The sequence below is a fragment of the Fibrobacter sp. UWB12 genome (assembly GCF_900142485.1).
Lineage (GTDB): Bacteria > Fibrobacterota > Fibrobacteria > Fibrobacterales > Fibrobacteraceae > Fibrobacter.
Window position 1 is genome coordinate 55,688 of record NZ_FRAZ01000001.1, and the last position, 17,522, is coordinate 73,209.

The window sequence follows — 17,522 nt, forward strand, 5'->3', positions numbered from 1 at the left end:
TAATCCAAAGTAGATTGCATTTCTCGTTAGAAAAAATGCGGTAACGCAAAAAAAGACTATATTGAAAAAGACGAAGGGGAAGTATGAAAGATATACGTAAATATTTTCTTATTGCGTTTCTCTGTGGGCTTGTGTTCTTTGTTTTCGGAGTTCCGTGCAGAGAGTTGTTTAGAATTTCCGAAACGACTGAGGTTCGAATTGTTGCGGCACTTCCGTTGCTGTTTGGCATCTCGTTTGGCTTTTGGGGTGTCTTTGGTTGCGCGGTCGCGAATCTCATTGCCGATATCATGTCGGGGTATGAGCCCGTTATCTTTATTCCAGGATTCTTTATCCAGATTATTTATGGGTATGTCCCTGCCGTAATTTGGAATAAACTCCGTAAAAATGACGAAAATAAGTTTAAGCTCGACAGGGTGCACAAGAATGTCCAGTACATGCTTATTGTGCTCCTGGATTCTGTCGCCGCGGCGTTCATGGTCGTGAGCGTCATAAAGCTCAAGTATGATGAATCTTATTTCTCGATGCTTTCTGCCAATATATTCTTTAACCAGTTTATCACCATGGTGGTAATCGGTTTCCCGTACCTTATTTTGGCGTCGTTGCATTATCAGCGCAAAATGCGCAAAGAAGCGGGCTCTTCCGAAAATTTCATTTTTTCATTTTCGTTAAACGAAAAATTTATTTTGTTCTTTCTGGCGTCGAGTATCATTATTTCGATAGCGATTGGAATTGCCTGTTACCCAACTATTGCGCTTAGATATGGGGAGAGTAACCTTTATCTTTGGAGCTACGTGTATTTCTTGATTGGCGGGCTTCTCAATATCGGAATTTGGGTGTCGCTAGGATTTTTGTATTACATGGAACGGACCGTGACAAAGCCTATCGAACGCATGAGCGAAATCGCAAAGACGATCGGTCAGCAAACTGATATTGATTTGAAAATCCAGAACATTTTGCACAAGTGCCAAAAGTACGTCTATTATACTTCCGAAGTCGGAAAGCTCGCTCGTTCGTATAAAGAAATGGCTGTCGAGTTGGAAGATTATGTGAAAAATTTGACAGAGGTGACAGCTAAGGAACAAAAGGTCCACACGGAGCTTTCCATTGCGACGGCTATACAGCGGGCGAGCCTTTCTAGGCCCGTTGTTGTCGATGGCTTTGACTTTTACGCGGTGATGCGCCCTGCTTTGGAAGTCGGTGGAGACTTTTACGACAATTTTTTTATTGACGACGATCATCTCGCGTTGTTGATTGCGGATGTTTCCGGGAAGGGTGTTCCTGCGGCGCTTTTCATGATGGTTTCAAAAATTGTCCTCAAGCATAATTTGCAACAGGGACTCTCGCCTGCCGAGGCTCTGAATCGGGCCAATGACGAACTTGCTGAACACAATGTCCATGATATGTTTGTGACGTGCCTTTGCGGTATATTGAATATCAGGACTGGACAGCTTGTTTATGCGAATGCCGGGCACGAAAAACCGATTATCAAGCATAAAGATGGGGACTTCAAAATAGCGGATCTCAAGAGCGGATTTGTTCTTGCGGGGATGGATGGCTACAGGTATAGGGATTTCGAAGTCCAGTTGCAACCGGGCGATTCCATATTTACGTATACCGATGGCATTCCCGAAGCGATTAACGAGAATAATGAAGAATTTGGAATGGAACGCTTGCTAAAGGTCTTGAATGAATCGAAGGATGATTCTGTGCGCCTGAGATGTAGAAAAGTGCGTATGGCGGTGAAGGCGCATGCCGGAAACGCTCCCCAGTTCGACGATATTACGATGGTCTCGTTCGAGATGAAGTAGTATATGCTACAGGGTGTTGCATAACGAACTTTTTGATAATGAATTTTTGTGAAATTGCTTAAATTTTAATAATTTTCTGCATTTTTGTAGCATAAAACTATTGACGTAGCATGAAAAACCATGTATATTTTGGAGTATGAGACCGATTGTCGAATATTCTGATTTCCGCATGTACATGCGAGACTTTTATGAAGAGCGCAAGCGCTGTTCCGCTTTTTCGTGGCGTGAGTTCTCGAAAATTACGGGATTTAGCTCACCCTCATATATGAAGGTCGTGTGTGACGGAAAAAGCAAGCTCAGCCGTATAGGTGTTGAACGCACTGGCTTTGCAATGGGGCTTGTCGGATTTGAAATGGATTATTTCCGTGCGATGGTCGAATTCGGTCAGGCAGAAACCGAAGAAAAAAAGAAAGCCGCTTACGAGAGCATGCTTGCAATTGCGAAGGTCCACAAGGTTCGTGTTCTCGAAGGTGATTTGTTCAAGTATTACGATTCCTGGTGCAATCCTGTGCTCAGGGAACTTGCTCCGATTATGCCGGGCGCCACTCCTGGTGAAATGGCTAAGATGTGCTATCCCGAGATTTCGGCGCTCGAAGTGAAGGAGTCGCTTGACTTCTTGGGTAAGGCGGGGCTTTTAAAGAAAGAATCTGGAAATTTTGTACAGTCCGAAGTGTCCGTGAAAGGGACGCCCGATGCGACTCGCCTTGCCTTGCGCGGTATGCACCGCCAAATGTCCAAGCTTGCGACTCCGGCGTTGGATCTCCCTAAAGAAGAACGCAATTTTAGTGGCGTTACAATGGGCATTTCACGACAAACGTACGAACAGATTGTGAAAGAACTCGATGATTTCCGCCATAAGATTATTTCCATTGCTGCTGAAGATAAGAATATTGAACAAGTTTATAGATTGAATTTGCAGTTATTCCCGTTGACCAAGAATGTTAAGGAGAATGGCAATGAACAAGTTTAAAGTTTACACGATCAAGTTGTCGGGTTTTGTTTCTTTTGCCATTGTTCTCCTTTGTGCAAGTTTGTTCTGCGTTGGGTGTGGCGATGGAAATTTTGCAGGCACTTCCGAAGAACCGAATGAGATTATTGCTGAACGTCTTTCGAGTTCGGAACCGTCTAGTTCGAACCAAAACTCTGTGCAGATCTCTAGTTCTTCAAATGTTGAAAATTCAGTTTCGTCTTCTAGCGAACAGAATACTTATTCAAGAAAATCTTCTAGCTCTAGAGACCGTCAAGAAGGCAAAATGTCAAGCAGTTCGCAAAGGCTTGATGTAGATCCGATGCCTGGAAGTTCTGCAAGCCAAGACGGTGAAAGCCGGACCCCAATTATGAATTCTGACGGCAATTCCTTGGGCGATTACTTGCACTTGTTTAATTTGGATAAAGAAAACTTCGATAACAATGTTTTGGCGGCTACGTTTGTAGATGCAAACAAGGGCAATACTGACACGCAACCGCCTAATACGCAAAACCCGATACCTGCGGAAGCTACGGAATTCGATGTTCTTGAAAAAGTGATTCGCTTTGTTAAACAGAATGTTGGCGTATTGCCTAGCTTGTTCCCGAATGCTTCTTTGAAATATTCTGAACTGGCTACGTCAATTGCAAAGGGCGAGGCTGATGAAAACTGTGGCCTTTACATGCTGAATATTAATGGAGGCGAATATGCGGGCCATATCCTTGCCCAGATTTCAAGTCATAAGATTACAGTGCTGGATATCGCTGCTGATGCTTGTGCCCAAAAGAAGAATCAGCAGATGGTGCGTTTCCTTTTCGAGTTCTGTGGCGAAATCGATAAAAGTCCTGAAATCGAAAGAATTGCTGTGAACGGTGATATGTCTGAAGGAACCTGCTCGGAATTGAGTCAAAAAGACGAGTGGGTGAAAAATTAAAGTTAAAGACTAAACGCTAAAAATTAAATGTGAAAAGCAAATGCATAACTCCTTGCGGGTGCAAGGGGCTTAGGGAAAGTTTATATAAAAAAGGAGAAATACCATGAAACGTAAAATATCTCGATGGTCATGCGGCATAGCCGTAGCATCGCTGGCGGCGCTTTCGCTAGTTGCTTGCGATAACGAAACTCTAGCCGGCCCGAGCTTCAACAGCACAAATTCTTCGCTAGCTGAAAGTTCTTCGTCCGAGATTGTTGCTCACCCGACGTGTGATGCGTTGTCCCCGGAGTGCGGCTATACAGTTGAAGAACTTTGCCGAATGGGCGAAACCCGTTATTGTAAGACCAGTTCATCATCGTCGGCTCAGAGTTCTTCGTCTGAGTTGCGTCTTAGCTCGATGTGCAATGCTTTCTTGCCGGAGTGTGGTTATTCGGTTGAAGAACTTTGCCGAATGGGCAGAACCTATTATTGCCAAAACAGTTCGTCTTCTGTGGCTCGGTCGAGCTCTAGCAATGAATTGTGTAAACATGTGACGGATGTGGTATGCGAAGCTTGCCCTCCTGGCGAAAAATGCATCTGTCACCCTTGCGATCCGAATAAAGATAGAGAAAGTTATGATTGCGCCACGTATACGGATTTAAAGTGTATCGATGGCGAGTGGCAAACTCCGGACGAATTTTGCCCGAATGGTCGCTGGACAACTGTCTGTGGCGACAAATGGTTGCAAAAACCGGTTTGCTGCGAAGAAGAACCCGTGGAAAAATGCCGTCACATCTCGGATTACGATGGCATGACCGCTCAAGGCAATTGCGTGAATCAGAACGGAAGTTCTGCCGTGGACTGCGTGACCGGCGACAACTATCAATGCAGAAACAACAATTGGGAAAAAGTTGCTTGCTTGAACATCAAGCCGGACGAATGTAAGCCGGGAATGGGCGGATGCGGTTACCGCCTTTGCGAACCGAATGGCATCAAGGAAATCGTCGATTGCGAAAATAGCGTGATATACGTTTGCTACGGCGAATCTTGGGAAGTCAAGAAAACGGAAGAAAATCAGCGCTGTGCTCGCGGTGAATTGGAATATTGCGAAGCCTGCTACCGGGAAGGTGAATTCGAAGGCCATTACAAGTGCGAAAATGGCAAATGGAAAGAGTACGGCTTGGGTGATGAAATTTGCGTACATGTCAGCAAGCTCAAATGCAAACTGGGAATGGTCGGCTGTGGCTCCTGCGATCCTATTTATGAAGGCACTATTGCCGAAGACTGCGAGACGGGATATCCGTATCAATGCCATAACGGATTCTGGTCTGAAATTTCCGTACTTCCCAGATGTGACGCCTTGTCTCCGGAATGTGGCTACAGCGAATACGAACTTTGCAGCAAGTACGGCCTTAAGGAATATTGCAACGACAAATGGCTGAGCGAACCTTGCGATGGTTCGGAATCTAGCCGCGACCTCCGCATTTACGCAAATGATAATCTCTATAGAAGCGAAAACTACATCTGCGTCAATGGCAAGTGGGTGGAACGCTACAGGTTTTACGAATGTGCCGAAGAATTAGAGTGCGATAACCCTTCTATCCGTTGCCAGTCCAGCCCGCATATCGGAACGGCTTGCGATGGTGATGGAACGACCAAAGAGATCGATGGTTGCGTTTTGTACTGTAGCAACGGGGCATATCTCTACGCTCCGCCTCCGATGTAATTGATTTCTGATGAATTGATTCCTGCAACGAGCTAAAAAAAGCGGTGTCCTAGGACACCGCTTTGTGTTGGGGTTGGAGTAGCTAAATCTTTGGACCTTTGGGGAATAATGGCCCGTGTTCGCCTGGACGCGGAACATCAAATGGAGGGTTTCCCGGCTTGATTTTATCTTGATTCTCAAACGGCCCTTTGCGGATAACATTTTCCTTGACGTTTCCTCGATTTTCGTTCTCGATGTTGTTCTTTGCTTTTTGCTGGAGCAATTCTTCTTGAACGTCCTTGACTTCATCTTTGGCGTTTGCCTTGATGTCCGATAAAATTTGTTGTCTAGCTAGTTTGCGTTCTTCGCGTAAACGTTGCCAGTCTTCTTTTTGCTTTTGCCCGAGGTCGGGTACGCCTTGTGTAATTTCGGTCTTTTCGATAGGAGTTGCAATATCGGATTCCGGCTGTGCAAGCGGAACCGACACGAGCGCCGATCCGGTCAAAAGTGCGATGATTTTACTTGTGTTTTTCATAGCGTTAACCTTGAAAAGACTCGAAAAGAGGGCGACGGTATTTCTCCGCCGCCCAATTCTAAGGAATTAAAATTCCTTATTCAATCGTAGCAACGGTCTTTTCTTCTTTTGCAGATTCTTTTTCAGCTTTCTGGGCTTCACGTTCAGCCTTCTTGGCTTCCAATTCAGCCTTGCGTGCTTCGCGTTCGGCCTTCAAAGCTTCTTCGCGTTCTGCGCGCTTTGCATCAAGTTCGGCCTTCTTGGCTTCCATTTCGGCCTTGCGTGCTTCGCGTTCAGCCTTCAAAGCTTCTTCGCGTTCTGCGCGCTTTGCATCAAGTTCGGCCTTCTTGGCTTCCATTTCGGCCTTGCGTGCTTCGCGTTCGGCCTTCAAAGCTTCTTCGCGTTCTGCGCGTTTTGCCTCGAGTTCAGCCTTCTTAGCTTCCATTTCAGCCTTGCGTGCTTCGCGTTCAGCCTTCAAAGCTTCTTCACGTTCTGCGCGCTTAGCTTCTTCTTCGGCACGCTTGGCTTCCATTTCAGCCTTGTGGGCTTCGCGTTCGGCCTTCATAGCTTCTTCGCGTTCTGCGCGCTTTGCTTCTTCTTCAGCACGCTTTGCTTCCATTTCAGCCTTGCGAGCTTCGTGTTCAGCCTTCATAGCTTCTTCACGTTCGGCACGCTTTGCTTCTTCTTCAGCCTTCTTAGCTTCATGTTCGGCCTTCTTGGCTGCCATTTCTGCTTCGTGGGCTTCGCGTTCGGCCTGGAGTTCTTCTTCCGTCTTCGGGGTCGGCGGAACGATATCAGCCTTCGGCGGTGTCGGCGGGACTACTGCAAGTTCATCCTTGTCGAGCTTGATTTTGTCCAAGAGTTCCTTGCGTGCTTCCTTACTTTCGTCACGTAATTTTTCGAAATCGCTCTTGTCGGTGATTTCGGTTTTGACTTCAGTCGAAATTTCGGAGGAAATGTCGGCCTTGTTGACTCTTCTCATATCCGAGAAGTTGCTCTTTGCAGATGCGGTTGCAAAAAAAGCAAGTGTCGAAAGTGTGAGAACTGCGATGAATTTTGATTTCATAATTAATCCTTCCTTGATTAAGGGTGTTTTTCACTCCTTTGCCCTAAAAAGAGCAATAATCGTGCCAATTTTATGAAAAGTGCCGTTTTTGCTTAAAAATCGCATGTTTTGTTCTAAAATTCTAAATTGAGGCTTTGAAATTTCGCGAAAAAACGAGGTGATTCGCCTCACTGGGGACTAAAGTTCCGAAAATTTCAAATCACCTTGCAATAGTCTATAAAGTAAGAAGCGTTGGCGCTTGGGCCCCGCCCGCATGTATTTTATTTTGCTTTATAAAAGCACTTTTTTTGATTTGTCGCATACTTTTCTTGAAAAGTTTTTCTATTTTGAAAACCGCTTATTATATCGTTCCTTTGATCCTTTAATTTTATCCCGGGCAGGGGCCGCAATTATTCACTTGTTGGTGAAACGCGGGCATGCGCATTTAGGAGAAGCGTATGCTTCTGAGGATCTTGGGAATATCCCTCTTGACATTGTTTTTGTGTGTCGGTGCTGCGCCTAGTCGCTTTTCGGAAAAGTCTCCGCCGAGTTCGGTGATGCTTGATTTTGCCGGAGTCCCTATGGCAGAGGTGGCGCGGACTCTTTCGCGTGCTTATGGAACATCGATTTTGACGGATGATGCGGACGATGTGCGCGTGACGTTTCATCTAGAAGGGCTGAGCCTTTTTGAAGGGCTTACGGCGTTGTGTGCAGCAAATGGCCTAGAGTTGGTGCAGGAGGGGAGTGTTTATCATATTCGCCGAGCGCGAACTTTGGACGGTCGAATTGCTCTTACGGATTCCGGGGCGGTGATTGATGTCAAGAACATGAATGTTCGTGAGTTTATTCATGAATTCAGCCTGAATATGGGTGTGAATGTACTTGCGGATTACGATGTAGATGGTGTGGTGACTGGAAACTTGAGGGGAATGGTTCCGGAAAAGGCGATTCGAGTGTTGATGGAATCGAACGGGTTCAAAGTGCGCGGGGAGCGTGGTTGCTTGCGTGTTTCTCGGGCGAGAACAGGGAATGACGGGAACGTTTTGAATAGCTCACCGGATGGCGCGGAAATTTCAGTAGAACGTGTGGGTGATTTGTATTCGGTGAATTTGCAGTCGGTTCCGTTAAAGTCTGCGCTCCAGGTGATTGCGGACGAGGCTGAACTTAATTTGGCGATTTATGGAAACTTGAATGAAACGGTACAAATGTCATTTAAGAATGTTCCTTTGCCGGAACTTTTAACATCACTTTTTCGCGGAAGCGCATTTACGTTCCGCTTGGATTCGGCATCCCTTTTGGTTTCTGAAGAAGGGGTTTTTAAGGCGCTTGCCGATATGCGAGTTTACTCGTTAAAGCATGTTGCGCCAGAAAAAGCTATGGCGCAGCTTTCAAAATTTATGAAAGGTATGGAAATCAGTGTTTCGGAGTACCGGGAACAGAATGCGCTTGTACTTGGAGGTTCGCCGCGGGCAATGGAACGTGCTGCGGAGTTTCTGGAAATGATTGATGTGCCGCAAATGCAGGTGACGCTAGCTTGTGTGATTGTCGAATTTCGCAAGGGGCGGGGCTTTGCAATTGGCGTGCGGAGCGGGGCTACGCGGAATGTAGGGGAGCGCGATATCCAAGCTCGTGGATTCTTTGATTTCTTGGGAAAGGATATTTCGAAGTCGGGCGCGTTCGGCAAAATTGGAATTTTGCCGGATCGGTTCGAACTAGAACTTTCGTCGATGGAAGAAAATAACGAGGCGAAAGTTCTTGCGCGCCCGCGCATAACAACGCTCAACGGCAATAAAGCGGAACTGAATGTTACGAATACGGTCTATTACCTTGTCAGTCAAGTTTCTGCGGATGGGTATCCGATTACAGATTACCGCTCGTTTAACGATGGCATTTCGCTGGAGCTTACGCCGACGATGACGCAGGATGGGCTGATAACGCTTTCCGTTTCTCCGGAGATAAAGACGGCGGGCAGGAGCAGCGGCGATGGCCCGCGTGATATCAGTTCGCGCAACATGAAGACGACGGTCGTGTTGCGCGATGGTGAAACACTTTGTTTGGGTGGTTTAATTCGCAAGAACAAAACGGAAGTGCGCTCGGCGGTACCGTTCTTGGGGAGTATTCCTTTGTTGGGGCGGTTGTTCAGCTATACATCCGAAGAAGAGGATGAAATTGAACTTGCAATTTTCATCACGCCAAGTGTGGAGAAAACGAAATGATGGGGTGGACGAGGCGAATCGCGCCTGTTGCAGCGCGGATGATGACGTGGGAGGTGACTACCGCATTTGATGGAACTCTCACGGAAACGGAATTGCAAAAACGATTTGATGAGGATTGTAGAAATGCGTTTGGTGCGAATCCTGTCGATGGAAAATGTGCGAAAAATCGTGTGTTCTTTTGGCCGCTTGTTTCTTTCAACGCATCAGATGGCCGCAAACATCGTTACCTCGTGTCGATTGCAAATGAACCGCTTGAATGTTACCGAAAAAAGATTGATTGCTGCCTGCCGCGACAAATTGCGCTTTATGCTATTGCGGATAAAATATTGCGAGGTGGATGGAATGGTGTGGAGTGTTCGAAGTGTGATGATATGTGCGCGGGACATGCTGAAGACTGCGCGGAAAATGGAAATTTGATGTTGGTTGCGCTTTGGAAAAGTGTCTTGTATATTCTCGTTTTTGCGAAAGGTCGGTTATGCCATTGGTCCGAAGAATTTGGATATGGCGATTGCATTGATGAACGTTGCCGTAATCGTGTGAAACGCTTTAAATCGTTCTTGAAAACGGATGAATTATTTGCTAGTTCAGGCTTATTTGGCGAAATTTGTATCTGCTGCGATGAAACTTGGAATATGAAAACTTTGTTCCAATTGGGGGCAAAAGATCCTTTTTGGAATGGCCTAGATTTAGATGAATGTCAGTCGATGAAACCTTGTGAGAAACGGAGGTGGTCGATGTGTGCATTGATGCTATTGTCTTTGGGATTGTTACTTGCGATGTTCTTTGGTCGTTCGGTAGTTATGCATCCCAACAAGGATATTCCTGCTGTTGAATTGTCGTCGCCTGCGGCGCGTGATTTGGAATTGTTGGCGTGGGCTGAAGGTCATCGCGATTTGCTCCCTGCAAAATGGAACCTTGGACGCGCGAGTGTTGCGTATGATGAAATGTCTGGAAGTCGGCGAACATCGCGGAGTGCTTGCGATTCGTTGGAATGCAAGTTGCTTGGAATTGTAGGTGGACGTGTTGCGCTTATGAAAACGGCGATGGGTGAAACGAAAACACTTTCGGTCGGAGATTCGCTTTTGAGTTATCGCGTAAAAGAAATAGGCGGGAATGAAGTTGTGTTGCGTTGTGGCCGTAAGGAGGTGCGTTATGAGATCGAGTCGCCAAAGGTCTCATCGATTGTCACGGTGGGGGCGCGGTAGTGTTTTGCCGCTAGTGCTAGGCGTGTTGCTTGTTCTTTCGATTTTGATGACTGCGCTGCTTCGTTTGCCAGGACCGCTTCGCCGATCGGTAGCGCATGTTGCTTACGAAACGCAAGAGATGTATTTGGCGGAATCGGCTGTGATAGCGAAGATTGAAGGTTTCTCGGACGGCTATTTTGCAGAACTTCCGGTGGTTGAATCTCGCGTGCTTGGACCATGGACTTTATGGCAGGCTGGAAAGTTCCAATTCCTTTTAGGCCATGCTTACGGGCGCTATTCTGCGTCGGAATGGGCTCATTGTGCCGTCTCTTTGGAGCAAAATTTGCGGGAGCGCATTTTGCAGTCGGATGGTCTCAGGTCACTTTCGGGGAATCGTCGTTTTTTCAATCTAGATTCAACTTTTATGGGGCGTGCTTCTTCGGTGGCGTTGAATGTGAGCGATGGCGATTTGACGCTAGACCTTGGCCGTTCGGGGGCCTTTGCCGAAAACAGCGGGCGTGTTTCGGTACGTTCGTTTATGGCGAAAGTCGAGGGCGATGTCAAGATTCGTGGAAACGTTCATTTTGATACGCTTAGAATTTATGCCGCTGGAAATGTGGCTCTGCAAGGTGCGGTGAGTGCGGACTTTATAGAAATATTCGGGCTTGCAGGCGTGACTGTTTCGGGAAATGTTTCGCTTGGAGGAATTCTACTTTCAAAGCGGAATGTGGAAATCTCAGGGCATGCTAAAATGGGCTTCCCGAGTATTGCTGTTGCTGTGGGGTATCGCGGGAATCGTTTGGCGCTTCTTGAAAAGGCTGTTTTTGAAGGCGTTGCGCTTGCTCCTTCGGGCGTTCTGGACCGCGATTCTTCTGCAGTGTTGCTCGATTCATCAAGAGCGCTTTTGCCGTTTTGTATGGATTCTCGGCCTGTTGTGTTTGCCCGGAGGCGCTTATGACATGCTCTCGTCATACTGAACGAAGTGAAGTATCCAGGGTATCTTGTGTTGCCCATGCTATAAACTCTAGACTTGGATTTACGTTGCCTGAAGTTTGTGTGGCATTGGCGGTTTTGCTTATCGGAACGACCGCGATGCTTGGCGCATGGAACTTTTTCAATCGCGAAATTTCAGATGAACGTTACCGCGTGGAACGGTTCGAAAACGTCCTTTCGACAATGGAATCTTTGATAGCGAATAATTCGAATTGCGCGGATTCTCTGACTGACGCATTCTCGCAAAATGTCTCGAGTTCCCTTGGATCGTCGGCGATTTCGGTTCGCTTCACCCGTGTTCCGGGCAATTCGCATTTAGCGTGGGCTGTCGTAGAGCATGGAGGATGTTCGCTCAAGCGCTTGGTGCGGTGTAGGTGAGGTGCGTATGAATTCACGGCAATTTCGCGGTTTTACGCTTTTGGAAATGCTCGTTGCGCTTGCCATAGCGTCGATTCTTGGAGCCGTTTCTCTTAACGTTTACGCGATGTTTCTCCACGGAACAACTGCTGCTTCGGACAACTACGTTCGTTTTGCGACAGAGCGCGCCGAGGACTTGCGCTGCCGCACCCGCTTTGTCCGTGGTCTCTCGCCTTGCGATACTGCCTCGCGCGAATCTCGTACATATCAAGAATCTCGCGGCGTTCAAACTGTCCGCGATTCCCGCGAATTTCGAACATCTAGTGCATCCCGCGACTGTCAAACGATTCGCGAATTTCGCGATGAAATCCGCTCGCGTTTCTAGAAATAACTGGATGTCTCGTTCTACGAACTCGACATGACGATGGACGGCACGGCTTCTTGTTTTGCGTGTTCTGCATGACGGCGAGTGGCGCGACATCTAGCCTTGCGTCCGCGGCATTCTCGGACAACAAAAAAGCCCCGCTTTTGCGGGGCCTCTTGAATAGCGTTTGCGCATTCTCGCCGCATCTAGCAATAAACTCTTAGTTCGTTGCTTGTTCTTCGACGCATTCAGAGCGTTTGATGGCTCTGCGAACTTCGAAAATGTTGCTGATGTAATGCATAAAGCTAAGCACGCTCACCGAGAGGAATCCGATTGCATAAAGGGCAAGGAACGGTCCGATGATGTACTTGCTGGCGTTGATGTATTCGAGCAAACCGAAGATGCAGTAGATGCCAACGACAAGTTCGAGAAGTGCCATCCACGGGAATTTCTGTGCGTAATGGCTCTTGGCCTTCTTCTTTGATCCACCGCTCTTCGGGGTGCGGACAAAGCTACCCTTGGTGCCAAGAACAGCGGCGAACACAGCGCGGGAGTTGCTAACGGCAATGCCTACGCCAAGTGCCATCAAGATGGGGAGCGAAAGCAAGCGGATTTTCCAACCTGTATAGCCGGAGCAACGCTGGGCGACAAAGTAAAGAACAGAAGGAGCAATGGCTGCTGCAAAGATAAAGGCAAAACCGATAGTGTAAGCCCATGTGGGGAGATGGCCGACCGGTTCAAAGAAGGCTAGCAGCGGCCAAGCGCAAAGGGCAGTGAACAACATGCAGGGGTGAATCGAGTAGTGCGTCGTGTGGAGAATGGCGGCCAGCTTTACGCGGAACGGAACCTTGGAACGGAGCACCTTCGGCAAAATCTTGATGGCCGTCTGAATGGAGCCTTTTGCCCAACGGAACTGCTGTGCCTTGAACGCGTTGATGTCGTTCGGGATTTCTGCCGGAACAATCACGTCGAACACGAACTTCATCTTCCAACCAGCAAGCTGGGAACGGTAAGAAAGGTCCATGTCTTCGGTGAGCGTATCGCCTTCCCAACCGCCACCACCGTAAATTGCTTCCTTGCGCCATACGCCAGCGGTACCGTTGAAGTTCATAAAGAGCTTGCCCCAGCTACGTGCGGACTGTTCAATCACAAAGTGACCGTCAATACCGATAGACTGGGCGAGCGTAAGACCGGATTCGGTGCGGTTCAAGTGGCCCCAGCGACCCTGGACGAGACCAATTTCCTTGTCCATGACGAGGTAGGGAACCGTCTTCAGGAGGAAGTCTTTTTCAGGAACGAAGTCGGCATCGAAGATGGCGAGGAATTCACCCTTTGCAACGGCCATGCCTTCCTTGAGGGCGCCAGCCTTGAAATCCTGACGGTTCGTGCGGTGGATGAGCTTGATGTCGTAACCACGTGCGGCAAGTTCAGCAACTTTCTTCTTGGTGACTTCGTAACATTCGTCCGTAGAGTCGTCCAAGACCTGGATTTCGTGCTTGTCCTTGGGGTAGTCGATGGCGCAGACCGCCTCGAGAAGTCGTTCAACGCAGTTGGCTTCGTTAAAAACCGGGAGCTGTGTCGTAACCTGCGGCAGGTCGGCCATGGAATGTTCTCGGTAGAACTTCAAGATGGCCTTGCGGTCCGAGAGACGCGTCTTGCGGCTATTCTTGAGGAACAGATAGATGCTGTAGTAGCAGCTAAATCCGTAAATCACCAATCCCACGCCTGCGATAACGTAGACGACGAACATTGCGTAAAGGAGAATTGTACTCATTCTACTGTAACCTTTGCATTTATTGAATGCTTGGGGCCAAATATAGAAACGCAATGTGAACTTTGCTACATTTTTGAGGAAATTTGGGCCAATTTTTGCCTTGGAAAGTGTATTTTTACATAGCTATGATTAGACTTTTTTACAATGGCGAATTATGCTAAAAAACGCAGAAGAACGCAACAAAAATTTAACATCGCCGGTCGTTCGCTGGATGGAAGCGAATCGTGGAACCGAAGGTTTTACAGAATCTTTACGTAAATTATTAATGTATGCGTGCGTGGAATGGATCCGTCGCGGGACTTCTGCACTTTTGACTCCCGAAGAGGCTATATCAAAGATTGTTTGCTGTACGCTTCCCGAATTTCCGGTGGGGGAATGGTCCGAAAATCCCGAAAATTACATGGATGAAATCGCCGATTTCTGCGAAAAGGTGAAAATTTTGCCTTTGCCGCAGGCTCTCCAGGGCGAAATTCCGTCTGTTTTGGACCTTCGAGGGGTAAAATGCCCCCTCAATGCCGCCCGCTCGAGAATCGTCATGTCGGGTTATCCGGTCGGTAGAACGCTGAAAATCCTGCTCGATGAAGGCTCTCCTATCGAAAATGTGCCCGGATCGCTCATTGCCGATGGCCATAAAGTGCTTTTTCGCGAAAAAAAAGACAATTATTGGGAAATCTCAGTGGTCAAATCGGATTCTAAAGTATAGATTGTTTATGTGGAAAACAGAGTATTAGTTATAGGTGATGAAATGTTCGGCCCCAAGGGCGAAGCGGCGAACCGTTTTGTGGAAGCTGTGCTTTGCCGGGAACCCAGCCGCCCTATACAGTTTTCCTTGAATGTGCCCGTTGCAGTATCGTTATCGCAAATCAAGGCGCGCCTTTCATCGGATGTTATCGGAAAAAATGCAGGCCGTATTATTGTAGGGCTTGGCCTTCGCGAATTGAATCAAGGCGGTGCCGACGGGGCTTCTGTCGCCAATCTTTTGTTGCTTTTGGTGAATGAACTCGTAAATAAGACGCAATCGCGCCTGTTTTTGCTCACCATTCCGAGCGAAATGTTCCCGATTGCGGTCAATGAGGTCGAATTTCTAAACACGTCTATCCGCGAAATCATTAAAATGAACGAAAATCGCATAGCTTTGCTCGATTTTGCAAAATATGCCGAGGAGTTCAAGGAAAAACAGATGGCTCGCGGCAAGTTCGGGCGTAGCCTCTTTAAGGAAGATGGTGAACCGACATCGCTTTGTTGCATGCTTTTGGCTCTGTATTTGCAGGATAGACTTGTAGAAGATTTAAAGGAGATGTAATTATGGGTCTTTTTGACAATCGTTTTGCTAGTAAAAATGCGGCTATGAGCCGTGCGTTCTCCATCGATTCCGAAAAGGACAAGCAGAAGCGCAATTCTCCCCGCGAACCTGCCGCCCCCAAGATGGGAATTTGCGACAAGTGCCACAAGGAAGCCTTGCTGCGCTCTTACCGCTCCCGTGAAATGTCCATGTCCGACGGTGCCGCAAGTTTTGGAACGGTGGTCAAGCATCTCTGCGAAGATTGCGCTCCGCGCTCCAAGCGTTTTGAAGATACGAACATTCCGGCAATGGACAAGAAGCAAGTCAAGAACCTGATGCGCTCGGCCAAGAAGGGTCTGCTGTAAAATATATTTTATAAAAAAAACTTACCCCCCTTAACGAAATTGGGCTAAATTCTTAAATTTGGGTCTCGAATTTAATATGGAGACCTGAAATGTCTGATATTCGCGCCAAGGAATCCGTCAAACAGTATTTGGCTGGTATCGTCTCGACAATCACCCCGGAAATCGTCCGCTCCTTGAAGCGCGGCTATACCCGCAAGGATTTCACAAGCGACTTGATGTCGGGCTTGATTGTCGGCATTTTGGCTCTCCCGTTGGCGATTGCGTTCGCTATCGCTTCTGGCGTGGGTCCGGAACAGGGCCTTTACACCGCCATTATCGCGGGCTTCATCATTTCGCTTTTGGGCGGTTCCCGCTTCCAGATTGGCGGCCCGACGGGCGCATTCATCGTGATTGTCTACGGCATTGTGAGCCAGTACGGTTACGATGGCCTTGCTTCGGCAACGCTTTTGGCCGGTATTTTCCTCGTCATTTTCGGTCTTGCTAAGTTCGGTGCGATTATCAAGTTCATCCCGTATCCGGTGACGGTCGGCTTTACGGCGGGTATCGCTATTATTATTGCACTTGGCCAGGTGCCGAACTTCTTCGGCCTTACATTTGCTGGCGCTGACCCGGCTGACGCCGTGGGCAAAATCAAGCTTTACGTTTCTTCTTTCGGTTCCATGAACGTCTATTCCGTAATCGTGGGTGCTATCGCTCTTGCGGTTTGCATTCTTTGGCCGAAGATTACCACTAAGGTTCCGGGGTCCCTTATTGCGATTATCGTAGCAACGGTGATGGTGAAGGTCCTTGGCTGGGATGATCCGGTGAACGGTCACGGCGTGGTGACAATTGGCATGAAGAACCACATTCCGAGCGGATTCCCGGTGCCGCACCTCCCGAACATCAGCCTCGAAATGATGCAGAAGGTGTTCCAACCGGCACTTACGATTGCAATGCTTGGTGCTATCGAATCGCTCCTTTCTGCAGTGGTGGCTGACGGTATGACCTCTACAAAGCACCGCTCCAACACGGAACTTTTCGGTCAGGGTGTCGCTAACATCTTGAGCCCGATTTTTGGCGGTATTCCGGCTACGGGTGCTATTGCCCGTACCGCAACGAACATCCGTAACGGTGCCGTGAGCCCGATTTCTGGCCTTGTTCACGCAGTTGTTCTTTTGCTCATTATGCTCGTGCTTGGCAAGTATGCCGAAATGATTCCGATGGCCGCCCTTGCTGCGGTGCTTTTCCAGGTCGCTTTTAACATGTGTGGTTACCGTAGCGTCATCAAGATGTTCAAGGCTCCGAAGAGCGATGTGACTGTGATGCTCGTGGCATTCTTCCTCACGGTGATTATTGACCTTACGGTCGCTATCGAAGTGGGCGTGCTCCTTGCTGCAGTTCTCTTCATCAAGCGTATGTCTGATGTGGCCGAAGTGGAATCGGTAACCTCTGCTTTGAAGGAAGACGACGAAGAAGCGGCTCACAACGAACTTTCTCGCCAGGTGCCGAAGGGTGTTGTTGTTTACGAACTTGCTGGTTCGCTCTTCTTTGGTGCTGTGGACAAGTTCAAGGAAACGATGAACCGCATCTCGGAAAAGCCGAAGATTTTGATTTTGCGCATGCGTAGTGTTTCGAGCATTGATGCTGCCGGTATTCAGATGATTGAAGACTTGCTCAACCGTTGCAACCGCGAAGGTACTCAGCTTTTGTTGAGCGGTGTGCATGCCCAGCCGGTGGTGGCTTTGACTCGTGCCGGTGTGCTCAAGCAGCTTGGTGAAGAAAATGCTCTCGGTAACATCGATGCCGCGTTGAACCGCGCCCGTGAGCTTTTGGGCCTCCCGATTGTGGATACATCGCACGAAGATGTGCAAGCTCCGACGGTGTCTTGGGAAAAGAACCTCGACAAGCCTTGGATGCCGGAAGAATCGAATGCTGCAATTGCTGAAGAAACGCCGGAAGTTATCGCAGAACGCATGATGGATGAACCCATCAAGAAGATTGAAGAAAACCAAAAGTAATTAACGATTTGTCCCACAAAAAAAGTGGGACAAATTCT

The 17,522-nt window shown here is 48.0% G+C and carries 16 protein-coding genes; 13 read left to right on the plus strand and 3 right to left on the minus strand.

Going from position 1 to position 17,522, the window contains the following annotated elements; translation table 11 throughout:
* Positions 1–83 precede the first annotated feature (83 nt).
* From BUA34_RS00195 to BUA34_RS00210, 4 genes are all read left to right on the plus strand, one after another.
* Complete coding sequence (locus BUA34_RS00195; RefSeq protein ID WP_072826742.1) at positions 84–1,808, plus strand: SpoIIE family protein phosphatase; 1,725 nt, start codon at positions 84–86, stop codon at positions 1,806–1,808.
* A gap of 136 nt (positions 1,809–1,944) precedes the next feature.
* Positions 1,945–2,778 (plus strand): TIGR02147 family protein, encoded by an 834-nt coding sequence (locus BUA34_RS00200; RefSeq protein ID WP_072826743.1) that lies wholly within the window; start codon positions 1,945–1,947, stop codon positions 2,776–2,778.
* Positions 2,765–3,709, plus strand: coding sequence for a hypothetical protein (locus BUA34_RS00205; RefSeq protein WP_072826744.1), 945 nt, complete (start codon positions 2,765–2,767; stop codon positions 3,707–3,709). Before BUA34_RS00200 ends, BUA34_RS00205 begins: the two co-directional genes overlap by 14 nt.
* A gap of 103 nt (positions 3,710–3,812) precedes the next feature.
* Positions 3,813–5,414, plus strand: a complete 1,602-nt coding sequence (locus tag BUA34_RS00210) for a hypothetical protein (RefSeq protein WP_072826745.1) — start codon at positions 3,813–3,815, stop codon at positions 5,412–5,414.
* Between the two features lie 82 nt (positions 5,415–5,496).
* On the opposite strand, the gene BUA34_RS00215 is transcribed toward BUA34_RS00210, so the two are convergent.
* Both BUA34_RS00215 and BUA34_RS00220 read right to left on the minus strand, forming a co-directional pair.
* Positions 5,497–5,928: a hypothetical protein gene (locus BUA34_RS00215; RefSeq protein WP_072826746.1), complete on the minus strand. Its 432-nt coding sequence runs from the start codon at positions 5,926–5,928 to the stop codon at positions 5,497–5,499.
* 76 nt (positions 5,929–6,004) lie between these two features.
* Positions 6,005–6,973, minus strand: a complete 969-nt coding sequence (locus tag BUA34_RS00220) for a coiled-coil domain-containing protein (RefSeq protein WP_072826747.1) — start codon at positions 6,971–6,973, stop codon at positions 6,005–6,007.
* A 437-nt stretch (positions 6,974–7,410) separates the two neighbouring features.
* Between BUA34_RS00220 and BUA34_RS00225 the strand changes: the two genes are divergently transcribed.
* From BUA34_RS00225 to BUA34_RS00245, 5 genes are read left to right on the plus strand one after another with little or no spacing between them, the layout of a single operon-like run.
* A complete protein-coding gene (locus BUA34_RS00225) occupies positions 7,411–9,168 on the plus strand; it encodes a type II secretion system protein GspD (protein WP_072826748.1) in 1,758 nt (585 codons plus the stop codon).
* Positions 9,165–10,373: a hypothetical protein gene (locus BUA34_RS00230; RefSeq protein ID WP_072826749.1), complete on the plus strand. Its 1,209-nt coding sequence runs from the start codon at positions 9,165–9,167 to the stop codon at positions 10,371–10,373. Before BUA34_RS00225 ends, BUA34_RS00230 begins: the two co-directional genes overlap by 4 nt.
* Positions 10,321–11,310: a bactofilin family protein gene (locus BUA34_RS00235; protein ID WP_139255840.1), complete on the plus strand. Its 990-nt coding sequence runs from the start codon at positions 10,321–10,323 to the stop codon at positions 11,308–11,310. The genes BUA34_RS00230 and BUA34_RS00235 overlap by 53 nt, the downstream gene beginning before the upstream one ends.
* Positions 11,307–11,723: a type IV pilus modification PilV family protein gene (locus BUA34_RS00240; RefSeq protein ID WP_139255841.1), complete on the plus strand. Its 417-nt coding sequence runs from the start codon at positions 11,307–11,309 to the stop codon at positions 11,721–11,723. The genes BUA34_RS00235 and BUA34_RS00240 overlap by 4 nt, the downstream gene beginning before the upstream one ends.
* A gap of 7 nt (positions 11,724–11,730) precedes the next feature.
* Positions 11,731–12,087 carry a prepilin-type N-terminal cleavage/methylation domain-containing protein gene (locus BUA34_RS00245; protein WP_083579689.1) on the plus strand — a complete coding sequence of 119 codons (357 nt, stop codon included), beginning with the start codon at positions 11,731–11,733 and terminating at the stop codon, positions 12,085–12,087.
* Positions 12,088–12,286: 199 nt separating this feature from the next.
* Here BUA34_RS00245 and BUA34_RS00250 read toward each other — a convergent pair whose 3' ends face one another.
* Positions 12,287–13,840, minus strand: coding sequence for a glycosyltransferase (locus BUA34_RS00250; protein ID WP_072826752.1), 1,554 nt, complete (start codon positions 13,838–13,840; stop codon positions 12,287–12,289).
* Positions 13,841–13,994: 154 nt separating this feature from the next.
* Here BUA34_RS00250 and BUA34_RS00255 point away from each other — a divergent pair, with 154 nt between their 5' ends.
* The 4 genes from BUA34_RS00255 to BUA34_RS00270 all read left to right on the plus strand — a co-directional run bounded on the left by BUA34_RS00255 (position 13,995) and on the right by BUA34_RS00270 (position 17,484).
* The gene (locus BUA34_RS00255; protein WP_072826753.1) at positions 13,995–14,543 is read left to right on the plus strand and encodes a sulfurtransferase TusA family protein; all 549 of its coding nucleotides are present in this window, start codon (positions 13,995–13,997) and stop codon (positions 14,541–14,543) included.
* Between the two features lie 42 nt (positions 14,544–14,585).
* Positions 14,586–15,143 (plus strand): hypothetical protein, encoded by a 558-nt coding sequence (locus BUA34_RS00260; RefSeq protein WP_254794251.1) that lies wholly within the window; start codon positions 14,586–14,588, stop codon positions 15,141–15,143.
* Positions 15,144–15,145: 2 nt separating this feature from the next.
* Positions 15,146–15,487: a hypothetical protein gene (locus tag BUA34_RS00265; RefSeq protein ID WP_072826755.1), complete on the plus strand. Its 342-nt coding sequence runs from the start codon at positions 15,146–15,148 to the stop codon at positions 15,485–15,487.
* Between the two features lie 89 nt (positions 15,488–15,576).
* The gene (locus tag BUA34_RS00270) at positions 15,577–17,484 is read left to right on the plus strand and encodes a SulP family inorganic anion transporter (protein WP_072826756.1); all 1,908 of its coding nucleotides are present in this window, start codon (positions 15,577–15,579) and stop codon (positions 17,482–17,484) included.
* The last annotated feature ends 38 nt before the right edge of the window (positions 17,485–17,522 follow it).